Below are 21,171 nucleotides of genomic sequence, written 5' to 3' on the forward strand. Positions count from 1 at the left end.
GCGGGGCAGGGAAGGGAAGCGATTTGACAGGCGCTGCGGCGCCTCTGCTCCCCTGCGGCCCCGTTTTCGATCCGCAGGGCGGCCATGACCAAGGGCGAGCTGCGCGACGTTTCGGTGAACTGACCGCCGCGCGCGCTCGTCTTCAGCCCTTCTTCTCCGTCTTGTCGTCGAGCGCGGTCTTGGCCTTGGCGAGCAGCTCCAGCGCGCGCGGCTTGGCCCAGGCATAGGCTTCGACGGCGCGGGGCGCGCTCCAGCGATAGACGTCGCGCGTCGTCTTCACGGCGATGCAGCCGCCCTTTGTGAGCGTCTCGACCGTGCGGTCGAATTTGGCCAGATGGGGGCTGTCGGCGGGAATTTTCGAGCGCGTCCAGGCGACCAGCGCCTTGGTCTTCTCGGCCGCGAGATCGGCGAAGACGACGGCCGGATCGGGCTTGGGGAGAGCTGCGAGCCGCTCGTTCAACCGTTGAATCTCCCGCGTCGCCGCGGCCGCCTCGGCGGCGAGACGGTCGCGTTCGGCGAGCGCCGTTTCGCGCTGCGCCGCGGCCGCGTCGCGCTCGCTGCGCAGGCTGTCCCGCTGGCCGGAGACGGCGGCGAGCTCGCCGCGCAGGCCGTCCCGCTCGCTGGTCGCCGAAGCGAGCTCGGCCCGGGCGGCGTCGAGCTCCTTGGCGAGGGCGCTCGCCTTTGCGACAAGCTTCGACTTGTCGGCGATGTGGCGGTCGCGGTCGGCGGCGGCTTCCTTCAGCTGCGCCTCCAGGCCGGCCCCGTCCACGCCGCCCGTCGTCTCTTCGGCGACCGGGGCGGGGGTCTCGTCGGACAGAATCATCTCCTACCTCTCATGTGACCTAGAGACGCATCCGACCCGGACCATAAGAATTTTCACGATTCGGCAAAAGCGAAATCTTTTGCGGCGCCGTCAGCGCGGCGCGAGCAGAGGCGTCACCCCTTCAGTGTCTATATAGACGACGCCATCCTCGACCTTGACCGGATATTGGGCGAGGGCGCTCTCCTGCGGTTGGATGGGGGCGCCGGTGTTGAGGTTCCAGGTCCAGGCGTGGAGCGGGCAGGTCAGCACCTCGCCATCGAACTCCGCCTCCTCCAGCGGGTAGCTGGTGTGCGGGCATACGCCTTGAAAGGCCTTGATCTCGCCGCCGAGGGGCCAGGCCAGGATGATCACATGCTGGTCCGCGATGACGAGCCGCATCCCGCCCTCGAAGATCGTGTCGTCCTTGCACACTCTCTGGAACATGTCCGAAACCTCCCAATCGCGGATTTCGACGCAAATGTCGGACCGAAGCTTTCCGCGCGGCCCGGCTCGGTTGAATTCAGCACGCTCTCGTAATAGGACGGACGTAGCTCCTTCCCTGGGGGAACCTGCTGTGTGGCGCTCGGTCCGAATTGTCCTGGAGGCGAACAAAAGTGAATATCCTATATAAGACAACCACCCACGTGAGCATTGGCGACGACATCGCGTTCTTCGGCACCAAGCGAGTCTTCGATACGGTTGTCCCGGGACATAACGCTTTCGTCTACAGCCGCAGCGAAAAGGATGCGTGGAAGGCCGATCTCGGCATTCGCATCGACCTCGTCGTGATCGCGGGAACGCCGATCTGGAGCGGCCGGCAGATGCGGGGCCTCGAAGAATTCGTCATTCAGAATAAGAAGCCGATCTTCTATTGCGGCGTCGGCATGAACTATGAGGACAACCCCAGCCGGGATCTGGCGCTCGCCAACGCCGTCGGCTTCATCGGGCGTGACAATTTCGCCTGGAAGCGCGCGCGCAGACGCACCGATGCGGTGGTTTATTGCTGCCCGTCGATCTTCTCGGTCGACGCTTCGCCCACCCGAGGCGACAAGATCGGCGTCATTCTGCAGGTCGACACCTTCCCTGAAAAGCAGATGAACCTGATCAAGCGATGGCCGAAAGAGGACGTCGTCATCATCTGCAACGAAATCATCGACTATGTGTGGGCCGAGGCGAATCTGCCGGGGTACGACATTGTCTACTCCCGTGTTTTGAAGGACATGACGCAGTTCTACCTGCGCTGCAAGGAAATCTATTCGATGCGCATTCACGGCGCGCATCTCGCCTATGCGCTCGGCATTCCGACGGTCTGCATCAAAAACGAGAAAGACAAGTCGGTCTGCGTGGAGAAGATCGGCGTCAAGCTCGTCGACCCGGACAAGGTGACCGAGGCCGACCTCGCCTGCGACCAGTCCATCAAGGCGAGGATGTACGACGACTATATCAAATACACGTCGTCGCGCCTCGCGGCGGCGTTCCCGCAACTCGGCATCGCTGCTCCGCATGTGACGAGCGACGCTCGCGACGCGGTTCAGCAGCCGCCGCAGGCCCCGGCGCCCGTCGAAGCCGCGCAGCCGCAGGCGGCTCCTGCCGAGACCGAAGCTCGCGCGCCGGCGCCGGCGGAGGCGGAAACGCGAGCCTGACCCGTGGTCCGGAGCCGATGATGCGCACACAGGAGATTGCGAGGCTGCTCGCCGGGTCGATTTGCGCGCCGAGGCGCGGCGGCGCCTCGGACGCGGCGGGCGAAAGGGCGACCACGGAACGCGCGCGGCGTATGGGCCGTTGTCTGCTCATGGGTCTCATCCTGTGCGGCGGGCCCGCGATCGGCGCGACGAACGAGCCATGTCCGGCGAATAGCCCCGTTCCGCTCGCCGCGCGGAGCGAGGAGCATCCCGTCATCCTCGTCGACGGACAATATTCTCCCTATTTCAAAGGCGCGGTGAGCGGCAAATGGCTGCTGCTTCGCGACGGCGATTTCATGACTCTGGAGGGCAGGGGATATTTTCGCGTTCGGCTGGAAATCGAATATTGGTTCGGCCATGGCGAGGTCGGCGCGACGAACTTCACCAGCGTCGAGGGCGAGCTCATCCATGTCGCATCGGGCGGCGGCAAGAAGGTCGACGACAAATATTCCTCGAAAAGCGAGCAGAACATGCTCGGTCGGCCCGACAAGGGGTTCAGCCGGGTGACGGCGGACGAGACGCCTTGGATGAACGAATTTTACTATCTCGACGGCAAGGCGACCTTGGCGCTGCGCGAGGGAGGCCGATATGCGCATATCAATTATGCGGTGAAGCCGGTCTCCTGGCAGGATATCGTCAAGGATGTGCAGACGCCGATCGATCCCGCGAAAAAATGGTTGCGGACCGGCATGGTGAGGGACCGTTGCCGCAGCGCCGACGGGCGCTGAGCCGATGAGCGAAGACGCAGCCGCCTTCTGCGTCGTCGTCACGACGGTCGGCAGCGAAGCCTGCGCAAAAGAGATCGCGCGCGCGGCGCTCGCATCGAGGCTCGCCGCCTGTGTGCAGATCGCTCCGATCCGCAGCCTCTATGAGTGGGAGGGCGAGCTGCGCGACGAGCCGGAGCTGCAGGTGCAGCTGAAGGCTCGAATCTCCGACTACGACGCGCTCGCCGCCGCGATTCGCGCGCTGCACCCTTACGAGGTTCCAGAGATCCTGCGCTTCGACATCGCCGGCGGCGATCCTGCTTACCTCGCATGGGCGGCGCAGGCGACGACGCGAGGCCGGCCGTAGGGATCGTGCGAGCCTGAAGGCTCGATCTTCCGTCAGCCGTTGCGGCGCAGCGCGCGTCCGCCGGAGGCCGGATCGGGCGAGAGGCTCGCGAGCGCTTGGCCGCGCAGCTGTTCGGCCTCGGTCCGCGCGACTTTGGCGTCGGCGCGCGCCGTCCGCGCGGCGCGGCGGTAGCGCCCATGCGCCACCCAGGACGACAGGCCGCCCGCCAGCACGCCGAGCGCGATCGAGGCCAGCACCACGAGATAGAGCGGCGCTTCGAAGGAGGGGCCCGTGGCGTCGCCGCCGGGGAGCGGGTCGATGAAGACCTGCACCGGCGCGCGGTTGGCCATTGCGAAGAACAGGAACAGCAGCGCGAGGGGCGCGAAGACGATGATGCGTAGAATCGATTTCATCTCACCTTACCCGTTGCGCGCCGCGTTTTCGCTCGTTTCAGGCCGGCGGTCAGCTGGCGCCCTCGTTCAGCCTTTCGCGCATTTCCTTGCCCGTCTTGAAGAAGGGCACGGATTTCTCCTCCACCTCGACCTGCTCGCCGGTGCGGGGATTGCGGCCGGTGCGCGCCTCGCGGCGCTTGACCGAGAAGGCCCCGAAGCCGCGCAGCTCGACCCGGTCGCCGCGCGCGAGCGCCAAGGCGATTTCATCGAGGATCGTCGTGACGATCGTCTCGACGTCGCGCTGATAGAGGTGGCCGTTGCGGGAAGCGATACGTTGGATCAATTCGGACTTGATCATGTGATGTTCCAGATGGACCGATGCGCGCCACATCCACTCTTCAGTCGGGAGTGGGAGCCTGCCAAATCGCGACAACACCGTCAAGCAGGCCGCGCTCCGCGACGGCGCCGACGCGCTGCAGCGTCTGCGCGAGCGCGTCGAGCCCCAGCGCCCGAGCGAGGCCGGCGGCCGAATCGACGAGGCCGAATCGCTCGATCGTGCTCTTTTTCTTCCAGTCGACGACCGGCAGGCGCTTGGCCACGCCCTTCTCGGTCTCCAGCCATTCGATCGCCTCGCGCTCGCCGCCGAGGCGGTCGACCAGCTTCAGCGGAAGGCCCTGGCGGCCGGTGAAGACGCGTCCGTCGGCCACTTTGGCGAGCTCGTCGTCGTCGAGCCTGCGGCGCTCCTTCACCAGCCCCTTGAACCAGTCGTAGGAATCGGCGACCAGCGCCGCGATCGCCGCGCGCGCCTCCTCGCTGGTCGGCTCGAAGCCGTTGGGCGCGGCCTTCAGCGGCGAGGACTTCACCGTCTCCATCTGCACGCCGACGGTGTCGAGCAGCTTGCCGACATTGGGGAATTGGAACAGCACGCCGATCGAGCCGACCAGCGAATTGCCATGAGCGACGATCTCGTCTGCGGCGATGGCGGCGATATAGCCGCCGGAGGCCGCGAGCGTGCCGACGACGGCGACGACCGGCTTCTTGTCGGCGAGCCGCCGCAGGGCGTCGTGCAGCCTCTCGGCGCCGGTGGTGGTGCCGCCGGGGCTGTCGATCGCCAGCAGCACGGCGCTCGCATGCGAATCGCCGATGGATTTGACGAGGTCGAGCGTCTCCTTGTCGCCGGTGATGATGCCGCTGACGGAGAGCCGCGCGATATGGGGAGAGAGCTTGGCCGCCGGCCCCAGAGCGCCGTCGCCATAACGGGCGAACAAGGCGAGCGCCGCGGCGGCGGCGGCCGAAATGGCGAGGGTGCGCCAGAGCGACAGCTTGCGCCGCAGCCGGCGCCGGTCGATCAGATAATCATGCGAAAGCGACATGCCGAACCTTGCGCGAGTGCGTCGAACGCTCCCTCGGAGCGCGCCGCACCCTAACCCGTTTCGCTTCGCCTGTGAATCGCCTGCGCGAGAAACTGCAGGGCGATCGGGTGAAGGATAAACTCCACTCCTCGTCCTGAGGAGCCGCCGCAGGCGGCGTCTCGAAGGACGGCCGCGGGGCGCAATCAAACGTTTCTCCCCGTTGCCATCCTTCGAGACGCCCGCTTCGCGGGCTCCTCAGGATGAGGGCGATGGGGTTGTAGCCCTTCACCCGATCGCCCTGCGGAAACTACGCCGCCGTCACATCTTGTTGCAGCTGGACGAGGCCGGCAGCAGCGCGAGCTCGGTCATCTCGCCGGTCAGGACGAAATCGCCGTAATCGAGCTTCAGCGCGCGGGAGATGCCGTTTTCATAGAGGTCGAAGGACAGCACATAGACGGGCTGCTCGTCGCGCTTGCCCGGCTCGAAATAGGAGATCGACACCGGCCAGCGGCGCAGTCCCTCGAGCGGCTTGATCTGCGCGGCCTTCTCGCCGGCCGCGGCGCTCGTCGCCTTGCCGAGGACGGTCAGAGTGTCGAATATTTTCTCGCCGTCGCCGGAGCCGTCATAGACCTTGGCCTCGAGGATCGTCTCGCCGCCGCCCGCGGCCGCGAGAATGTGGCGCAAATGCTCGGTCGGGAACAGCGCGCCGCCATCGAGCGCGAGCGAGGAATGCTTGGGCTGCGCGAGATCGACCGACATCGACGCGCCGCCGCTCTTCTTGGCCTTGCCGTCTATGTTCTCGGACGGGACATTGTCGAGCCGCGTCTCGATGCGGAAGCGGAAGTCCTTGCCGTCGCCGGTCTCGAAGGTGTTGGAGCGCATGTCGGAAAGGCGCGCCGGGCCTTCGGACGGCTGCAGCTCGGTGATCTGGCGGAAGTTCTGAACATAGCCTTCGCAGGCCGAGCCGGAGAAGTCGAAGGCGATGCGGCCGCGCGCCGAGGACGGCGCCTTGCCGCCCGAGGCCTGGCCGAGCGAGAGATCATAGACCGCGCGATGCGGCGCGAGCTGCGGCAGGGCGACGACCGCCGCCGCGGCGGCGTCCGCAAGCGCCGCGCCGGGCGCGATGATCGAGGCGCAGCCGATGATCGCGCCGAGAATGCGTGCTGGGGCCATGCGGAAAATCTCTCCCTTGCTCGAGCTCGAGGATGATGTTTCGCTCGCGCGTCGCATCGGCGGCGGCAAAGCTTTCGAATCGAACGACCACGCCCAGGCGCCGCCGAGCGTGCGCGCTTTTTCTGGTGGACGGCGCGGCCTCGAGAGCGGGCCGTCGAGGCGTCGTCGTTCCGTCATCGATTGCCTCCCGACCTTGACCAAATTACGGTCGGGGCCGAGCGAAGGCAAAAATTTTCGGTAGACTAGTGGCGCGATTCAGCAAATTTGAGGGGCTGAAGGAGCGAGCCAGAAGGCTCGCGGTCCAAGCGCGGCCCTGGACCGCGAGTCTTCAGGCTCGCTTTCGATGAAGCACGCCGCTGAGCGGAAAAGGACGATCAATCACCATGACGGCGACATCGCAATCGACGCCCCTGGAGCGCCTCGCGGCGCTCGGGCTCACGCTGCCCACTCCGGCCGCCCCGGTCGCAAATTATGTCCCCTGGACGCGCTCCGGCAATCTGGCGTTCGTTTCCGGCCAGCTGCCGGTCGGCGCGGGCGGCGCGATCGATCCGGCGCATAAGGGCAAGCTCGGCGCGGGCGTCTCGCTGGAGGCGGGGCAGGGCGCGGCGAAGATCGCCGCGCTCAATGTGCTGGCGCAGGCGGCCGCCGCCGCAGGCGGAGATCTCGGCAGGCTGCGCTGCCTGAGGCTCGGCGGCTTCATCAACAGCGCCGGCGATTTCGGCCAGCTGCCGCAAGTGCTGAACGGCGCCTCGGATCTCGTCGCGACCGTGCTCGGCGAGAACGGCCGCCATGCGCGTTTCGCCGTCGGCGTCGCGCAGCTGCCGCTCGACGCGGCGGTCGAGGTGGACGCGACCTTCGAGATTCTCGAGTGACGGCCGACATCACGACGCGAATGCCCCCTCCCTCACCCTCCCCCGCTTCGCGCGCTTCGCGGGAGAGGGAGGCGGCCGGCCTTTCGCGACCGGCCGATGAAGCGCCGAATCCTCCCCCTCTCCCGCGCAGCGGGGAAGGGTCGGGGAGGGGGCGCTTCGAATTCGGCGCTCTTGTCGCAAGGCGCGCCTAGCCCATGCGCGACGATCGTCACTCCTGGCTCGTCGAACGCCCGATCGCGCATCGCGGGCTGCACGACGTGTCGCGGGGCGTCATCGAGAATTCCCTCTCCGCGGCGCGCGCCGCCGTCTGCGCGGGCTACGCCATCGAATGCGACGTGCAGGCGACGGCGGACGGCGAGGTCGTCGTGTTCCACGACGAGACGCTGGATCGTCTGACCGATGGCGTCGGCCGCCTCGGCGCGCTGAGCCTCGTCGAGGTCCGGCGGCTCGCTCTGCGCGGGACCGACGAAGGCGTCCCGACCTTGCGCGAGCTCATCGCGACGATCGGCGGCGCGGTTCCGCTCGTCATCGAGATCAAGAGTCGCTTCGACGGCAGTCTCGCCCTCGCGCGAAGCGTCGCCGAGATCGTCTCGGACTATCGCGGCCTCGTCGCCATCGAGAGCTTCGATCCCGATCCGATCGCCGAGCTGCGCGCCAGCGGCGCCGGCTTCGGACTCTCGGGCGTTGCGCTCGGCATGGTGGCCGAGGCGTCCTATGAGGGGGAGGAGTGGAGCTTTCTGTCCGCGGCGCAGCGGCGGGAGCTCACGCAATTCGCTCACGCCCCGCGCACGCGTCCGGACTTTCTGTCGTGGAACGTCCACGATCTCCCGCATGAGAGTCCGCGCCGCTTCCGCGAGGAGCGGGGTCTTCCGGTCACGGTCTGGACCGTGCGCTCGGCGGCGCAGGCGAAGGCCGCTCGGGCCTTCGCCGATCAGATCGTCTTCGAGGGCTTTGCGCCCTGACTCGCGCCTTCAGGCTCGCTGTGTCAGTGCGCTGAGGCCGACGTCTGCGCCGCCGGCGTCGTCGCCACATGCGCCGCGAGCGCGTCGCGCAGCGCCTGCTCCTTATTGTGGTCGAGCGACGTCTTCAGCACCACGCCGCCCGTTCCCTTCACCGCCTCCAGCACCTTGTCGGCGGTCAGCTTGCGGATCAGCACGAACAGAGCGGCGTTGCCGGGCTGCAGCGTCTCCGACAATTGCTTCATGAACTCGTCGTTGACGCCATAGTCGGTGAGCGCGCCGCTGAGCGCGCCGGCGCCCGCGCCGATCGCCGCGCCGAGCAGCGGATTGAGGAAGATGAGCCCGATCAGCGCGCCCCAGAAGGTGCCGCTGACGGCGCCGGCCGCGGTGGTGTTCAGAAGCTGATTCAGCTTGATCCTGCCGTTCTGCTCCTTCACCGCGATCACGGCGTCGGTGATCTCGATCAGATATTCCTTCTGCAGATCGAACAGCTTTTGTCTGATGTCCTCGGCCTTGGCCTCGGTCGGATAGACGATGACGACGAGATCGGACATGAAGGTCTCCTGTTTGGCGGAAGACGTGCGCGCTCAGCGAAGCGCATGCACATGTCGCCCGAACGACGCCGCGGCGGGAAGCGCGCGGAATGTCGCGGGGACGCGCCGGTTTCGTTCGGCCGCCGCAGGTCTAAGATTGCGTCGGGGCGAGCCTTCGCCAAGCGGCGGGCAGATGATTTATGATGTCGTCGGCGATGAGGCCGGGACCGAAGGCCTCGGCGGCCGCGGCGTGCATCCAGACGGCGCAGCTCGCGGCGGCGAAGGGCTCCATGCCCTGCGCCAGCATTCCGGCGACGATTCCCGTCAGAACGTCGCCCGAGCCGGCGGTGGCGAGCCAGGGCGAGGCCTCCGGCATGATCGAGGCGCGCCCGTCCGCTGCGGCGACGATCGTGTCCGGCCCTTTGAAAATGACGACAGCGCCGATCTCGCGCGCCGCTTCGCGCGTGCGCTCGAGCTTGGAGATCGGCGCGCCGGACATGGTCTTCTCCCAGCGCTGGCCGTGGAAGAGGCGCGCGAATTCGCCGCCGTGCGGCGTCAGCACCACCGGACCGGGCGCGCTCGCAATGGCGCGGCCGAGGCGCTCGGGCGCGAGTGCGAAGCTGGTCAGCGCATCGGCGTCGAGCACCGCCGCGCGGGGCTCGGGGGAGGGGGCGAGCGCGGCCTCGACCAGAGCGCAGCAATCCTCGCCGACGCCGAGCGCGGGGCCGAGCGCGACCACATTCTTGCGCTTGTCCTCGAGCAGGCTGGCGAGCCCGGCCGGCCCGTCGGCGACTCGCAGCATCACCGAGGTGAGGGCGGGCGCATTGACGGCGAAGGCGTCCTGAGGCGTCGCCAAGGTGACGAGCCCGGCGCCGGCCCTGAGCGCCGCCGTCGCCGCGAGCCGCGCCGCGCCGGTGTGCGAGGCGCCGCCGGAAACCACGACCGCATGGCCGCGCGCATATTTGTGCCCCTCGACGCGTGGCGGGCGCAGCGCCGGCGCCCAGGCGTCCGGCTCGTTGACGAAGGTCTGCGGCGCGATCCGCTCCAGCACGGAGGCGCGAATGCCGATATGGGCGCAGGAGATGGTTCCGCAGCGCAGCCGGCCCGGCAGCAGCAGATGGCCGCATTTGAGGCGGAAGAAGGTGACGGTCGAATCGGCCTGCACGGCGACGCCGCGAATGGCGCCGCTGGTGCCGTCGACGCCCGACGGAATATCGACGGCGATGATCTTCTGCTTGGTCTCCGCCCGCCAGGCGTTGAGCCGCTCGATCAGCGCCGCGGCCGGCCCGTCGATGTCGCGCGCGAGGCCGGCGCCGAACAGGGCGTCGATGACGAGATCGACGCCGGTGAAATCGCAGCTCGCGGCGTCCTCGACGCGGCCGTCCCATGTCGCCGCCGCCTCGCGCGCGTCGCCGCGCAGCGCCTCGGGCGGGACGAGGGCGGCGACCCGCACCTTGAAGCGCTGGCTGCGCAGCATGCGCGCGGCGACATAGCCGTCGCCGCCATTATTGCCCGGCCCGCACAGCACCAGCACCCGGCGCCCGGCGGTCTTCACCAGAAAGGCGGTGGCGGCGGCGGCGATGGCCGCGGCGGCCTTCTCCATCAGCGCCATGCCGGCCACGCCGCTCTCCATGGTGAGGCGGTCCGCCCGCGCCATTTGCGCGGTGGTGAGAAGCTCGGGCGGGTAGGGGCCATGCGGCATGGCGGAATGGTGGCCGAAGGCGCCATTCTCCGCAACGGTCTTTCGCGCAAGCGGGCGAATTTGCCGCGCGGGGCGCGAATGTGGAATAAGTCTGCAGCACAAACGCCCAAACCAAGAACGCCCATGCTCTCGGCCGTCATCCTCGCCTTCGATGCATCCCGCGCCGCGGCCGGCGCCCGGGAAGGGGCGCAGCGCGAGGCGATCGCGCGCACGCTCGCCTCGCTGGTCGAGGCCTGCGTCGCCGGCCTGGTGGCCGATGCGGTGCTGGCGGGGCCGCCCGATTCGGGTCTCGGAGTCCTCGCCGAGGAGGCGGGCTGTGGGCTCGTGGAAGCGGTCGACGCGCGCTCCGGCCTCGCCCGCGCTCTTGCGGGCGTGCGTTATCCGGACGTTCTCGTGCTGCGCGCCGGCCATGCGCCGGAGCGCGGCTTCGTCGACGAATTGCGCGACGCCCATGAGTACGGCGAGCGCACGCGAGCTCATGTGCTGCGCGCGGCTCCGCATTCGCTGCTCACGCGCCTCGCCCCGCGCCTCTCCGAGCCCGTGGGCCTCATCGCGCCGCGCGCCGCCTTCGGCGCGGCCGGCGACCTCGCCGTGCTGGCGAAAAAGCTGCGCGCGGCGGAGCTGACGACGCGGGCGCGGCGGACGATCTGAAGTCGGTTATTGACACATGGTTGTTTTTTGTTGAGTTGTTTTTTGTTGATCAATTATAAATACTATCATAATCTGCAGAAGTGTCCGCATCATGACATCACGGTGGTCGCATCGGGTCACAATTCGAGTCGGCGGAAAGGCGAGGTCGCTCATTTCGTTCAATTCTACGCGGGCAGGAGATCTCATAATCTCGATCAAGGCTGCTGAACAAATGCGGGATCCGTTCTTACTCTTAGCTGAAGCTGGGCAAAGCAAGTTACACGGAAGGGGGATAGTGCAGCAAAGATATACGTTGCATAGATCCGATGGATCTAATACTGATAATGTTATTCAGCATACGCTTGAGTTAGATAGTGGTGAGGTTTTGCGTCCTCGTCAGATAACTAAATCAGTAAAAAGTGGAAATTTTACTCACATCTTTTCCCGGCGGTATCCGAATCTGGTTTCGTCGCGATATGAAATAGGAAGGCCAGCCGCAAATCATATTGAACTAGGAGATTTCAATTCGTCCCGCTTCATGCTTGTTACCTCTCTATTTGCTGGGTTGAGCGATACACAGTTCGAAATAAAAGAGTGGCCTGATTGCAACGTAATGAAGCAATCGATAGGCATATTCCAGCTGATTATAATATGGTCATATATTGCATTACCGTCTCATGAGTCGGGTTCGTTGATTCATTCTCTGTGGAGCACAAGCTTAACACCGGATAATTGTGCTGAATTGCATCAAATTATAGGAGGGCGTCTTTTGGATGAGTTTATCGTTATATTAAAGAAAATGATTCCGGAAACCTCATTGCCTGAATGCGCTCTGAGGAACGTTGGCATGTTTAAAAATGGCCTTTAAGTAGATGAATTGGCTTATCGTCTTAAGTTTTCCGATCTGCAAGCAGCGCGTTCCTTCTCCCACTCGTGGGAGAAGGTGGCCCGACGAAGTCGGGTCGGATGAGGGTCCTCGGCTCATGACAATTTCGAATGGACCCTCATCCGACCCTCGCTGACGCGAGGGCCACCTTCTCCCGCCAAGGCGGGAGAAGGGAAGCGCCCGTCTTGTCAGCGTTGCGACGAGAAGGTGTTGCAGCTGTCGATGCGGCCCGACTGCAGCCCCTTCTGCAGCCACTCCGCCCGCTGCGCCGAAGAGCCGTGTGTAAAGCTGTCGGGGACCGCATAGCCCTGCGCCGAGCGCTGCAGGCGGTCGTCGCCGATCGCCTGCGCGGTGCGGATCGCCTTCTCCACGTCGCCGGGCTCCAGGATCCGCCAGTTTTTATTGGCGTTGGCGGCCCAGACGCCAGCGAGGCAATCGGCCATCAGCTCGGCGCGCACCGAGATGTTGTTGGCCTCGGCGCGGCTCGACGCCATCTGCTGGGCGCGCTGCACCTTGGGCAAGAGGCCGAGCTCGTTCTGGATGTGATGGCCCATCTCATGGGAGATCACATAGGCATAGGCGAAATCGCCGCCGCCGCCGAAGCGCCGGTCCATATCCTTGAAGAACGATGTGTCGAGATAAATCTTGCGGTCGACCGGACAGTAGAACGGTCCCATCGCCGATTGCGCGCGGCCGCAGGCGGAGCCGGTGACGCCGTTGAACAGCACGAGGCGCGGCGGCGTGAAGCGCACGCCTTTTTGATCCGGCAGCACATGCGACCAGACGTCCTCGTTCTCGGCGAGCACGGCGGCGATGAACTGGCCCTGCCGATCCGCCGGCGCGCCGGTCGGCGCCTGGCGGGTGGGGCGGTCCTGGCGCTGCTGCGCGACCTGGCCGCCGCCCATCTTGTTGAGCATCTCGGCGCCGCCGATCAGCACCGCCGGATTGATGCCGAGCGCATAGGCGATGATGCCGAGCACCACCATCGTGCCGAGGCCGAGCCCGCCGCCGCCCATGCCGAAGCCGGAGCCTGAGCCGCCCTCGGCGTAATCGGAACCGCGGCGATCCTCGATATTCTCAGACCGGCGAAAATCTTCCCATCTCATCGCTGCGGCGCTCCGCTCGCCTCCAGCGTCCGCGCGGACGCCGATTCCTGCTCCCAGAAGAAGGGCGCGGACTGCGCCAGCCGTCCGCCGAGCCGCACCGGCGCCATGCGCAGCGCCAGGCCGGCGGCGTCGAGCTCCACCGCGACGCCGCACAGCGTCGCCTCGCCCTGCGCGGGCTCGAGGCGGGCGCCCGGCGTCTTGCGGGTGAAGCGGCGCAGCGGCTCCTCCTTGTCCATGCCGATGACCGAATCATAATCGCCGGTCATGCCCGCGTCGGTCATATAGGCCGTGCCCTGCGGCAAAATCTGCCCGTCGGCGGTCGGCACATGGGTATGCGTGCCGACGACCAGCGAGGCGCGGCCGTCGACGAAATGGCCCATCGCCATTTTCTCGCTGGACGTCTCGGCATGTATGTCGACGATGAGGGCGTCGCAAGCCATGCCCAGCGGACAGGCGCCGACCTCGCGCTCGATCGCCGCGAACGGATCGTCCATCGCATCCATGAACACCCGGCCCATGACATTGACGACCAGCACCTGCCGGCCATTGGCGGCGGTGTAGAGATTGGCGCCGCGTCCCGGCGTTCCGGGCGGATAGTTCACCGGGCGCAGCAGCCGCGGCTGGCGCTCGATGAACACCATCGCCTCGCGCTGGTCGAAGACATGGTTGCCGGTGGTGACGCAATCGGCTCCGGCCTCGAGAATCTCGTCGCAAATGGCCTCGGTTATGCCGAATCCGCCGGCCGCGTTCTCGCCATTGACGACGATGAAATCGAGCGCCCAACGCCGCCGCAGCTCCGGCAGGCGCTCCATGATCGCCTTGCGCCCCGCCCGGCCGACCACGTCGCCGATGAAGAGGAGGCGCGTCGCGGCGGCGTCGGGCGCGGGGGCGGCATAGGTCATGAGGGCTCGCTTTGTTTCCCCTGTCATATAGCGCCGGGGCGGCGGCGGCAATTTTGGAGGCGGGCCGCGCTTTTCGCTCACGCCGCCGCGGTTTTCGCGTCGAAGCCGGCGCAGGCGAGACGGACGGTTTTCGGAAGAAGATGCTCGCCGGCTTCGTAATAGCGCCACATGCGGGGGCTGACGCCGAGAGCCGCCGTGGCTTCGGCTTGCGTCATCCGATGCCCCTCTCGCCAGGCCCGCAGCCATGCGCCGCCCTGCTCGCGCGCCAGCCGCCAGAGCGTGTCGGACGAAATTTCCATCTCGCCGGCCCAATGGGCGCTCCATCCCCATTCCCCGACCGAGACCTGCGCGAAAGCGGCGGCGTCATCGCGCAGCGGCGCGAAGATCGTGAAGCGCGCGATGTGCGCGCCGATATCCACCGGGCTCTCGGCGCCGCCTTTCCACGTCACGATCAGCGTGCGGCCGGCGCCGGCGCGAAGAGAGCGGATGTTCGGGGCTTCGGCGTCCATGCTCGATCCTTCCGCGCGAGCCTGGCCCATGCGGACCAGAGCAGCCGCTTGTTCGCCGCCGCCCATGCCATCGCCTCGGCGGCTCTGCGTGCGTCGCCCGCCCTCACCACCATGGTCTCGATCTCGACGATTGCCCGAACGCCACGGCCTTCGATGTGAAAATGGGGTAGGAGATGATCGTCGGCGTAGATCGCGATCGTGCAGTTGGCGAAGCGGCGGATCGTCGCCATCGGAACTCCCACTGCATTAGAATAGGCAATAGTTGCCGTTTCGCAAAGAACGTTCGCGCAGGGCCGGAATTTCTGCTCGTGACCCTGAGCAGCCTCCGGCCTCCTCGACCGCAACGACTGAAACGGTTGGATAGGCGACATTCAACCTCGTGTGTTAAATGCGTCGCAAACGGACGCATTCCGCGCGATCGCGCGGAGCGGCTCTTAAAGGCTTGTTTCGCTTTTCGCCTTAAGTTCCAGACTTTCCAACTTTGAATCAGAGGGCGGCACACAATGGTCTGGGGAATGTATCTGCCGCACAGCGGCGGTTCTTATGGGCCATACGGCGACAACGAGGGGCCGGTGGATCATTATGGCGATGGTTGGCATCATCGACTACTTAAATACTCTCAAGAACAAATGTTAGAAGCTCAAAGAGAATTTTATAGCCGTTCTTACCCGTACTGCGTCGTCGAAAAATTTTTGTATGAATGCGGACACAAGCAGCCGAGCCCCGACGACGTCGTAGTAACTCCAATCGAACAGCATGAGCCGCCCAGGTTCCGTCAGACCCACAAAGGTTACAAGGAATTGGCTTCTATCATTACTATAGGAAATCGCATGTGGGCCGTAGATGAGGCAATCAAAAGGCTTATCTATCGCCTCGAGCCCGGCTTGCACCAGTTCTATCCTCTCGAAATCAGGATGCCTAGAGGCAGGGTTTATCCAGTTCAATATTACGTACTAGTTGTTGGTCGCTGGCTTGACAGCTTATCTCCGAATGACAGCGATAGGCGGTCCTTTGCGCACTATAACCCGGAGATCAATCATTTTTTTATTCATGGGTATCAGAAAAATGTCACCGGATTGGCGCTCCGACAGTCCGTGTTCAAGGGCGCGCATCTCTGGCGCGAACGCGGTCTCAAAGAATGGCTCATTTGTTTTTCCGATACCCTTGCGGCCGATCTCGCAAGGGCCGAACTCATGTTGCCAAAATATTATCGAATGAGAAGCATTTGATGACCTTTATTCTACTTGTGTCAGCTTCAGCGGATCTCCTCGTCCGCTTCAAATGCTTTGCATTTTGAAGCGGACTACGTCCGCAGCCGGTCGGAAACAGACCTAAACGCGAGCCGGCAGGAATGCCGGAGATTGGCGCTCTGCGGAATTCAAATCGACCCACGACCGCCGCGACTTGCGGCTTCATACGGAGGCCCGGCTGATATAAGATCGCGGTTCCGGCGTCCGGCCCACGCCGGACCTCGAAAAGGGAGGGCGAATCCGCTCCCTCGCCGCGAACCGGAGTTCCGCGCTTTGTTCCATATCGCCGAGATACGTGGGCGCGAGCCTTATGATCCGAGCAAAGCCCCGGACGGACCCTTCGTGGTGTTCGAGGATGGCCGCGAGGGCGGGGCGCTGCTGTTCGACGCGCCGGAGGAGATCATCGCCGCGCATGAGCCGGACCAGGTCCCCGCGGCGTTCGCGCGCATGGAGGCGGCCTCGCGTCGCGGACTCTATCTCGCCGGCTATGCGGGCTATGAGCTCGGCTATGCGCTGGAGAAAAAATTCCTCGGCGGCCCGGTTCCCCGCGCGCGCACGCCGCTCTTGCTGTTCGGCGCCTTCCGCACGCCGCGCCAATATGAATGGCGCAACGCCGCCTCGCTCGCGGCCGGCGATCCGACGATCGACGTCGCGCTGACGCCGGCCTGGAGCCTTTCCGAATATGAGGAACGCTTCGACGCCTGCCGCGACTTCATCTATGCGGGCGACGTCTATCAGATCAATCTGACCTTTCCGCTGTATGGCCGCTATGAGGGCGAGGCGACGGCGCTCTATCGCGCCTTGCGCAAGCGCCAGCCGGTCGCCTATGGCGGCGTCGTCGCGCTCGGCGCGGAGAGAATCGTCTCGCTGTCGCCGGAGGTGTTTTTCGACGTTTGCGACGGCGTCATTCGCGCGCGTCCGATGAAAGGGACGGCGCGGCGCGGCTATCTGCCGAACGAGGACATGGCGCGCGCCGCGCTGCTGACGCAGGACGAGAAGTCGCGCGCCGAAAATCTGATGATCGTCGATCTCCTGCGCAATGATCTCTCGCGGCTCTCCGAGGTCGGCTCGGTGCGCGTCACCGATCTCTTCACCGTCGAGACCTATCCGACGCTGCATCAGATGACCTCCGGCATCGAAGCGAAGCTGCGCCCGGGCGTCACCCTCGCCGATCTCTTCGCCGGGCTGTTCCCGTGCGGCTCGGTGACCGGCGCGCCGAAGATCCGCGCGATGGAGATCATCCGCGATCTCGAATGCGCGCCCCGCGGCGTCTATTGCGGCTCGCTCGGCCTCATCGCGCCGGACGGGGCGATCCGCTTCAATGTGGCGATCCGCACGCTCACGCTGTTTCCGGACGGAGAGCTCGTCTGCAATGTCGGCTCTGCGGTCGTGGCCGATTCGCGGGCGCGCGAGGAATATGAGGAATGTCTGATCAAGGCGAAATTCCTGACGGGCGCGCTGACGAATTCGGCCTGATCGAAACGCTGCTGTGGACCGCCGGGAGCGGCTTCTATTGCCTCGACGAGCATGCCGCGCGTCTGCGCGCTTCGGCGCGAGCGCTCGGCTTCGCGCATTCGGACGAGATGTTTCTCTCCGCGCTGCGCGAGGCGGTCGACGATCCGCTCGACGAGCGGCTGCGCGTGCGCTTCGTGCTCGCGCGCGACGGGCGCTTCGAGACGAGCGCGCTGCCGATCGACGCGACGCCGCCCGAGATGCTCTGGCGCGTGGCCGTCGCGCAGGAGCGGTTTTCGTCCGACGATCCGATGCTGCGCCACAAGACGACGCGGCGCGACATTTACGAGCGCGAGCTGGCCGAGGCGAAGCTGCGCTGCGGCGCGGACGAGGTCCTGTTCCTCAACGAGCGCGACGAGGTGTGCGAGGGCGCGCGCACAAATGTGTTTCTCGCGCGCGAGGGCGCGCTGTTGACGCCGCCGCTCGCCTGCGGCCTGCTGCCCGGAACCTTGCGCGCGCATCTCCTCGCCAGCGGCGCGGCGCGCGAGAGCGTGCTGCGCCTCGAGGATTTTGCGCAGGCGGAGTTCCGCATGGGCAATTCGCTGCGCGGCATGACGCGCGCGACGCTGATCGAGGACTAGTGGCGTGAGTCAGCCGATTTGAAGGGGTGAAAGGGCGAGCCTTAGAGGCTCGCTCTCGAGAGGCTTCGAATTCATCGGCGCACGCCGCTCGTTTTCCACAAGCTTTGCGCGCCCGGGAGAAGGACGGCGCCGCGTCAGCCCGCGAGCGAGGCCTTCACGGCGGCGCTCGCCTTTCCGAAATCCATGCGGCCGGTATATTTGGCCTTGAGCGCGGCCACCACCTTGCCCATATCCTTGATCGAGGCGGCGCCGGTCTCGGCGATGGCGGCCTTTATCGCTTCCGCGGCCTCGGCCTCGGAGAGCGGCTGCGGCAGATAGGACGAGATCACCTCGATCTCGGCGCGCTCTTTTTCGGCGAGGTCGGCGCGGCCGGCCTTCTCATAAATGTCGAGCGACTCCTGCCGGCTCTTCGCCATCTTCTGCAGCAGGGCCAGAATATCGTCGTCCGACAGCGTCTTGCCCGAGGCGCGCGCCTCTATGTCGCGGTCCTTGAGCCCGGCGGTGATCATGCGGATGGTCTCCACCCGCTGCTTGTCGCCGCTCTTCATGGCCGTCTTGAGGTCGGCGGTGAACCGTTCGCGCATTGTATTTCCACTTCGCAGTGAAATGTTCTAGGGAGACCGCGGGCGCGCGAGGCGCCCGGCCGGCGATTGTTGGGAGAGGCATAGAGCGCGGATGAGCTCGGATCAAGACGAAGCGGCCGGCTGGGTCGCGCCGGTCCACACCGGAGTTCTGGTTCTGTCCACTGGCGAAGCGATTTTCGGCTTCGGCTTCGGCGCCGTTGGCGCGGCCGTCGGCGAAGTCTGCTTCAACACCGCCATGACCGGCTATCAGGAGATTTTGACCGATCCGTCCTACGCCGGGCAGATCGTCACCTTCACCTTCCCCCATATCGGCAATGTCGGCGTCAATGACGAGGATGTCGAGACCGTCGACCTCTCCCATTGCGCCGGCGCGCGCGGCGTGGTCATCGGCGCGCCCGCGGGCGATCCCTCCAACCACCGCGCCTTGCGTCCGCTCGCGCAATGGCTCTGCGCGCGGGGAATCATCGGGCTCAGCGGGATCGACACGCGCGCGCTGACGACGCTGATCCGCGAGAAGGGCATGCCGAACGCCGTCATCGCGCATGCGCCGGACGGCGTTTTCGATCTGGAAAAGCTGCGCGCCGAGGCCGCCGCCTGGCCGGGCATAGACGGGATGGATCTCGTGCCGTCCGTCACGGCGGCCGAGCGCTATGATTGGGACGAGACCGTCTGGCGCTCGGGCGCCGGCTATGGCAAGCGCAATGGCGCGAAACATCGCGTCGTCGCCGTCGATTATGGCGTCAAGCGCAATATCCTGCGTCTGCTCGCCGAGGCGGGCTGCGAGGTGATCGTCGCGCCGGCGACGGCGACCGCGAATGAGATTTTCGCGCTGCAGCCGGACGGCGTGTTCCTCTCCAACGGCCCCGGCGATCCGGCCGAGACGGGACGTTACGCCGTGCCGGTGATCCGCGAGCTGCTGGCGCGCAAGACGCCGGTGTTCGGCATTTGCCTCGGCCATCAGATGATGGCGCTCGCGGTCGGCGCGAAGACGAGGAAAATGCCGCAGGGGCATCACGGCGCCAATCATCCGGTGAAGGACTTCACCACCGGAAAGGTCGAGATCGTCTCGATGAATCATGGATTTGCAGTCGACCGCGACAGTCTCCCCGCCAATGCGGTGGAGACGCATCGCTCGCTGTTCGACGGCTCCAATTGCGGCATTGCGCTCACCGACCGCCCGGCCTTCTCGGTGCAGCACCACCCCGAGGCCTCGCCCGGCCCGCAGGACAGCCATTATCTCTTCGCGCGCTTCGTGGCGATGATGGACGAGGCCGAGAGCAGGGGAATCGGATGAAGGATGAGATCCCCAACCCTCGTCCTGAGGAGCCGCCGCAGGCGGCGTCTCGAAGGGCGGCCGTGGGGCGAAATCTTTAGGTTTCTTCCCGTTGCCGTCCTTCGAGACGCCCGCTTCGCGGGCTCCTCAGGACGAAGGTCAGGGATATAGTCCTTCATCCGATTGCCTGGGCCGAGAGCGAGCGCGTCTGAGCGTCTTCGCTTCGTCTCCCGCGAGCGGAGGCAACAATCAGCTGTCGGGCTCGGCCACCGTCTCGCAGGTCACCAAGCGCAGGCGTTGCTCGGCGCGGTCGCGGTCGCTCGCGCGCTTGGCCAGCGAGCGGATCAGCACGAAGCCCCGCTTCGTCGGCGAGGTCACGCGCACTTGGGAAGGGGGCGCCTCCTCGTCTTGGCTCTCCAGAGCTTCGATCTGGCCGGCGTCGCCGACCATCACCTCGATCCTGCCCTTGATCGCCGAGCGGTCGGTCGCCGCGTGAAACACGCGGCCGGTGCGCGCGTGGAAGGAGAGGGCGAGATAATCCTCCGGGTCGGCGTCGGCCACGACGCGCATCATGCCTTTGGAGAGATCGAAGAGGCAGACGCCTTCGGCGAAGGCGGGGTCCTCGAAAGGCGTGATCTCCGCGCCCGGCGCCGCGGGCGGCAGCACAGCGACCCCGGTCTGCGTCGTCGGCGCGGCGCGCGCCGCCGCGAGGAGACGCGCGAAGGCGCTGCGCGGCGCCACTTCCGGCATCAAGAGCACCGAGATGATGTGGACCGAGCCGGCGACGCAGGCCGTCGCCAGCAGCCAGGGCAGGACATCGAGCAATCGATCGAGGAATTTCATGCGCAGCCGAGCTTGATGATTTTCGGAAACGTCGAAGGATCGGGCGCGACCTCGGTGTCGAGCGAGGTGTCGTAGAGGCGCAGGATCAACAGAAATGGCCCGCGCCGCGTCGGCAGCCAATTGCCGGGATGCGCCTCCTCCGCCGCGTCGATCGCGAAGCCGCCGCCCTCGCGGCGCAGAATTTCGGCCGAGGTGAAGGCGTAGCGCCGCGCCGGATTGTCGATCAGCGTCCCGCTCGTCGTGGCGACGGCGAGCGTCCAATAGCGGGCGGCGGGCGCCGGGTCGGTGATGCGATAGGCGCAACGCCCGTCCAACGTCGCGCCGCTCGAATCGGCGCGGGCGATGAAGGCGAGGCCCTGGTCGCGGCCGAGCGGCGCCTCGCCCGTGCGCGCGAGCATGGCGCGCGCATAAGGATCGATGTCGGCGGCGCCGTGGCGCGGCCAGGCGGTCCAGGGACCGGCGGCGAGCGCGCCGAAGCCGCGGCCGAGGCCGAGCGAGACGGCGGTCATGGCGAAGCCGATCAGCAGACCGGCGATCATCGCGGCGAAGGCCTTGAGGTAATTGGTCATGGACGGGAC

25 protein-coding genes are annotated in these 21,171 nt (G+C 66.0%); 10 read left to right on the forward strand and 15 right to left on the reverse strand.

The window, feature by feature from the left end:
- Positions 1 to 142 precede the first annotated feature (142 nt).
- Both K3F48_RS00720 and K3F48_RS00725 read right to left on the reverse strand, forming a co-directional pair.
- Complete coding sequence (locus tag K3F48_RS00720; protein ID WP_222573483.1) at positions 143 to 823, reverse strand: hypothetical protein; 681 nt, start codon at positions 821 to 823, stop codon at positions 143 to 145.
- Positions 824 to 913: 90 nt separating this feature from the next.
- Positions 914 to 1,246, reverse strand: coding sequence for a Rieske 2Fe-2S domain-containing protein (locus K3F48_RS00725; protein ID WP_222573484.1), 333 nt, complete (start codon positions 1,244 to 1,246; stop codon positions 914 to 916).
- Between the two features lie 170 nt (positions 1,247 to 1,416).
- Between K3F48_RS00725 and K3F48_RS00730 the strand changes: the two genes are divergently transcribed.
- The 3 genes from K3F48_RS00730 to cutA all read left to right on the forward strand — a co-directional run bounded on the left by K3F48_RS00730 (position 1,417) and on the right by cutA (position 3,555).
- Positions 1,417 to 2,445, forward strand: coding sequence for a polysaccharide pyruvyl transferase family protein (locus tag K3F48_RS00730; protein WP_222573485.1), 1,029 nt, complete (start codon positions 1,417 to 1,419; stop codon positions 2,443 to 2,445).
- 131 nt (positions 2,446 to 2,576) lie between these two features.
- A complete protein-coding gene (locus K3F48_RS00735; protein ID WP_222573486.1) occupies positions 2,577 to 3,212 on the forward strand; it encodes a hypothetical protein in 636 nt (211 codons plus the stop codon).
- A 4-nt stretch (positions 3,213 to 3,216) separates the two neighbouring features.
- The gene (cutA, locus tag K3F48_RS00740) at positions 3,217 to 3,555 is read left to right on the forward strand and encodes a divalent-cation tolerance protein CutA (protein ID WP_222573487.1); all 339 of its coding nucleotides are present in this window, start codon (positions 3,217 to 3,219) and stop codon (positions 3,553 to 3,555) included.
- Positions 3,556 to 3,587: 32 nt separating this feature from the next.
- On the opposite strand, the gene K3F48_RS00745 is transcribed toward cutA, so the two are convergent.
- From K3F48_RS00745 to K3F48_RS00760, 4 genes are all read right to left on the reverse strand, one after another.
- Positions 3,588 to 3,947, reverse strand: a complete 360-nt coding sequence (locus tag K3F48_RS00745; protein ID WP_222573488.1) for a lipopolysaccharide assembly protein LapA domain-containing protein — start codon at positions 3,945 to 3,947, stop codon at positions 3,588 to 3,590.
- 49 nt (positions 3,948 to 3,996) lie between these two features.
- The gene (ihfB, locus tag K3F48_RS00750; RefSeq protein WP_222573489.1) at positions 3,997 to 4,317 is read right to left on the reverse strand and encodes an integration host factor subunit beta; all 321 of its coding nucleotides are present in this window, start codon (positions 4,315 to 4,317) and stop codon (positions 3,997 to 3,999) included.
- 7 nt (positions 4,318 to 4,324) lie between these two features.
- Complete coding sequence (gene sppA / locus K3F48_RS00755) at positions 4,325 to 5,299, reverse strand: signal peptide peptidase SppA (protein ID WP_222573490.1); 975 nt, start codon at positions 5,297 to 5,299, stop codon at positions 4,325 to 4,327.
- A gap of 297 nt (positions 5,300 to 5,596) precedes the next feature.
- A complete protein-coding gene (locus K3F48_RS00760; RefSeq protein ID WP_222573491.1) occupies positions 5,597 to 6,451 on the reverse strand; it encodes a cell envelope integrity EipB family protein in 855 nt (284 codons plus the stop codon).
- Between the two features lie 383 nt (positions 6,452 to 6,834).
- Here K3F48_RS00760 and K3F48_RS00765 point away from each other — a divergent pair, with 383 nt between their 5' ends.
- Both K3F48_RS00765 and K3F48_RS00770 read left to right on the forward strand, forming a co-directional pair.
- Entirely contained in the window at positions 6,835 to 7,323 is a 489-nt protein-coding gene (locus K3F48_RS00765) for a RidA family protein (RefSeq protein WP_222573492.1), read from the forward strand.
- Between the two features lie 194 nt (positions 7,324 to 7,517).
- Positions 7,518 to 8,285 (forward strand): glycerophosphodiester phosphodiesterase family protein, encoded by a 768-nt coding sequence (locus K3F48_RS00770; protein ID WP_222573493.1) that lies wholly within the window; start codon positions 7,518 to 7,520, stop codon positions 8,283 to 8,285.
- 23 nt (positions 8,286 to 8,308) lie between these two features.
- Here the strand turns inward: K3F48_RS00770 and K3F48_RS00775 are convergent, their stop codons facing one another.
- A complete protein-coding gene (locus K3F48_RS00775; RefSeq protein ID WP_222573494.1) occupies positions 8,309 to 8,836 on the reverse strand; it encodes a DUF1269 domain-containing protein in 528 nt (175 codons plus the stop codon).
- A gap of 130 nt (positions 8,837 to 8,966) precedes the next feature.
- Positions 8,967 to 10,517: an NAD(P)H-hydrate dehydratase gene (locus K3F48_RS00780; RefSeq protein WP_222573495.1), complete on the reverse strand. Its 1,551-nt coding sequence runs from the start codon at positions 10,515 to 10,517 to the stop codon at positions 8,967 to 8,969.
- Between the two features lie 123 nt (positions 10,518 to 10,640).
- Here K3F48_RS00780 and K3F48_RS00785 point away from each other — a divergent pair, with 123 nt between their 5' ends.
- Positions 10,641 to 11,168: a transposase gene (locus K3F48_RS00785; protein WP_222573496.1), complete on the forward strand. Its 528-nt coding sequence runs from the start codon at positions 10,641 to 10,643 to the stop codon at positions 11,166 to 11,168.
- 1,053 nt (positions 11,169 to 12,221) lie between these two features.
- Here K3F48_RS00785 and K3F48_RS00790 read toward each other — a convergent pair.
- The 4 genes from K3F48_RS00790 to K3F48_RS00805 all read right to left on the reverse strand — a co-directional run bounded on the left by K3F48_RS00790 (position 12,222) and on the right by K3F48_RS00805 (position 14,780).
- Positions 12,222 to 13,139 carry a neutral zinc metallopeptidase gene (locus tag K3F48_RS00790; RefSeq protein WP_222573497.1) on the reverse strand — a complete coding sequence of 306 codons (918 nt, stop codon included), beginning with the start codon at positions 13,137 to 13,139 and terminating at the stop codon, positions 12,222 to 12,224.
- Positions 13,136 to 14,041: a TIGR00282 family metallophosphoesterase gene (locus K3F48_RS00795; RefSeq protein WP_222573498.1), complete on the reverse strand. Its 906-nt coding sequence runs from the start codon at positions 14,039 to 14,041 to the stop codon at positions 13,136 to 13,138. The genes K3F48_RS00790 and K3F48_RS00795 overlap by 4 nt, the downstream gene beginning before the upstream one ends.
- A gap of 77 nt (positions 14,042 to 14,118) precedes the next feature.
- Entirely contained in the window at positions 14,119 to 14,550 is a 432-nt protein-coding gene (locus tag K3F48_RS00800; RefSeq protein ID WP_222573499.1) for a DUF2442 domain-containing protein, read from the reverse strand.
- A complete protein-coding gene (locus K3F48_RS00805; protein WP_222573500.1) occupies positions 14,493 to 14,780 on the reverse strand; it encodes a DUF4160 domain-containing protein in 288 nt (95 codons plus the stop codon). The genes K3F48_RS00800 and K3F48_RS00805 overlap by 58 nt, the downstream gene beginning before the upstream one ends.
- A 273-nt stretch (positions 14,781 to 15,053) precedes the next feature.
- Here K3F48_RS00805 and K3F48_RS00810 point away from each other — a divergent pair, with 273 nt between their 5' ends.
- The 3 genes from K3F48_RS00810 to K3F48_RS00820 all read left to right on the forward strand — a co-directional run bounded on the left by K3F48_RS00810 (position 15,054) and on the right by K3F48_RS00820 (position 17,893).
- The gene (locus K3F48_RS00810) at positions 15,054 to 15,779 is read left to right on the forward strand and encodes an imm11 family protein (protein ID WP_222573501.1); all 726 of its coding nucleotides are present in this window, start codon (positions 15,054 to 15,056) and stop codon (positions 15,777 to 15,779) included.
- A gap of 294 nt (positions 15,780 to 16,073) precedes the next feature.
- Complete coding sequence (locus tag K3F48_RS00815) at positions 16,074 to 17,276, forward strand: aminodeoxychorismate synthase component I (RefSeq protein ID WP_222573502.1); 1,203 nt, start codon at positions 16,074 to 16,076, stop codon at positions 17,274 to 17,276.
- A complete protein-coding gene (locus K3F48_RS00820) occupies positions 17,225 to 17,893 on the forward strand; it encodes an aminotransferase class IV (protein ID WP_222573503.1) in 669 nt (222 codons plus the stop codon). The genes K3F48_RS00815 and K3F48_RS00820 overlap by 52 nt, the downstream gene beginning before the upstream one ends.
- A 134-nt stretch (positions 17,894 to 18,027) precedes the next feature.
- Here the strand turns inward: K3F48_RS00820 and K3F48_RS00825 are convergent, their stop codons facing one another.
- On the reverse strand, positions 18,028 to 18,477 hold the full coding sequence (locus K3F48_RS00825; RefSeq protein WP_222573504.1) for a GatB/YqeY domain-containing protein: 450 nt from the start codon (positions 18,475 to 18,477) through the stop codon (positions 18,028 to 18,030).
- 91 nt (positions 18,478 to 18,568) lie between these two features.
- Here K3F48_RS00825 and carA point away from each other — a divergent pair, with 91 nt between their 5' ends.
- Positions 18,569 to 19,771 carry a glutamine-hydrolyzing carbamoyl-phosphate synthase small subunit gene (gene carA, locus K3F48_RS00830; RefSeq protein WP_222573505.1) on the forward strand — a complete coding sequence of 401 codons (1,203 nt, stop codon included), beginning with the start codon at positions 18,569 to 18,571 and terminating at the stop codon, positions 19,769 to 19,771.
- 228 nt (positions 19,772 to 19,999) lie between these two features.
- Here carA and K3F48_RS00835 read toward each other — a convergent pair whose 3' ends face one another.
- Both K3F48_RS00835 and K3F48_RS00840 read right to left on the reverse strand, forming a co-directional pair.
- Positions 20,000 to 20,593 carry a hypothetical protein gene (locus K3F48_RS00835; protein WP_222573506.1) on the reverse strand — a complete coding sequence of 198 codons (594 nt, stop codon included), beginning with the start codon at positions 20,591 to 20,593 and terminating at the stop codon, positions 20,000 to 20,002.
- On the reverse strand, positions 20,590 to 21,162 hold the full coding sequence (locus tag K3F48_RS00840) for a DUF1214 domain-containing protein (RefSeq protein ID WP_222573507.1): 573 nt from the start codon (positions 21,160 to 21,162) through the stop codon (positions 20,590 to 20,592). The genes K3F48_RS00835 and K3F48_RS00840 overlap by 4 nt, the downstream gene beginning before the upstream one ends.
- Between the last annotated feature and the right edge of the window lie 9 nt (positions 21,163 to 21,171).

Origin of the sequence: Methylosinus sp. Sm6 (assembly GCF_019802345.1) — a bacterium.
Lineage (GTDB): Bacteria > Pseudomonadota > Alphaproteobacteria > Rhizobiales > Beijerinckiaceae > Methylosinus.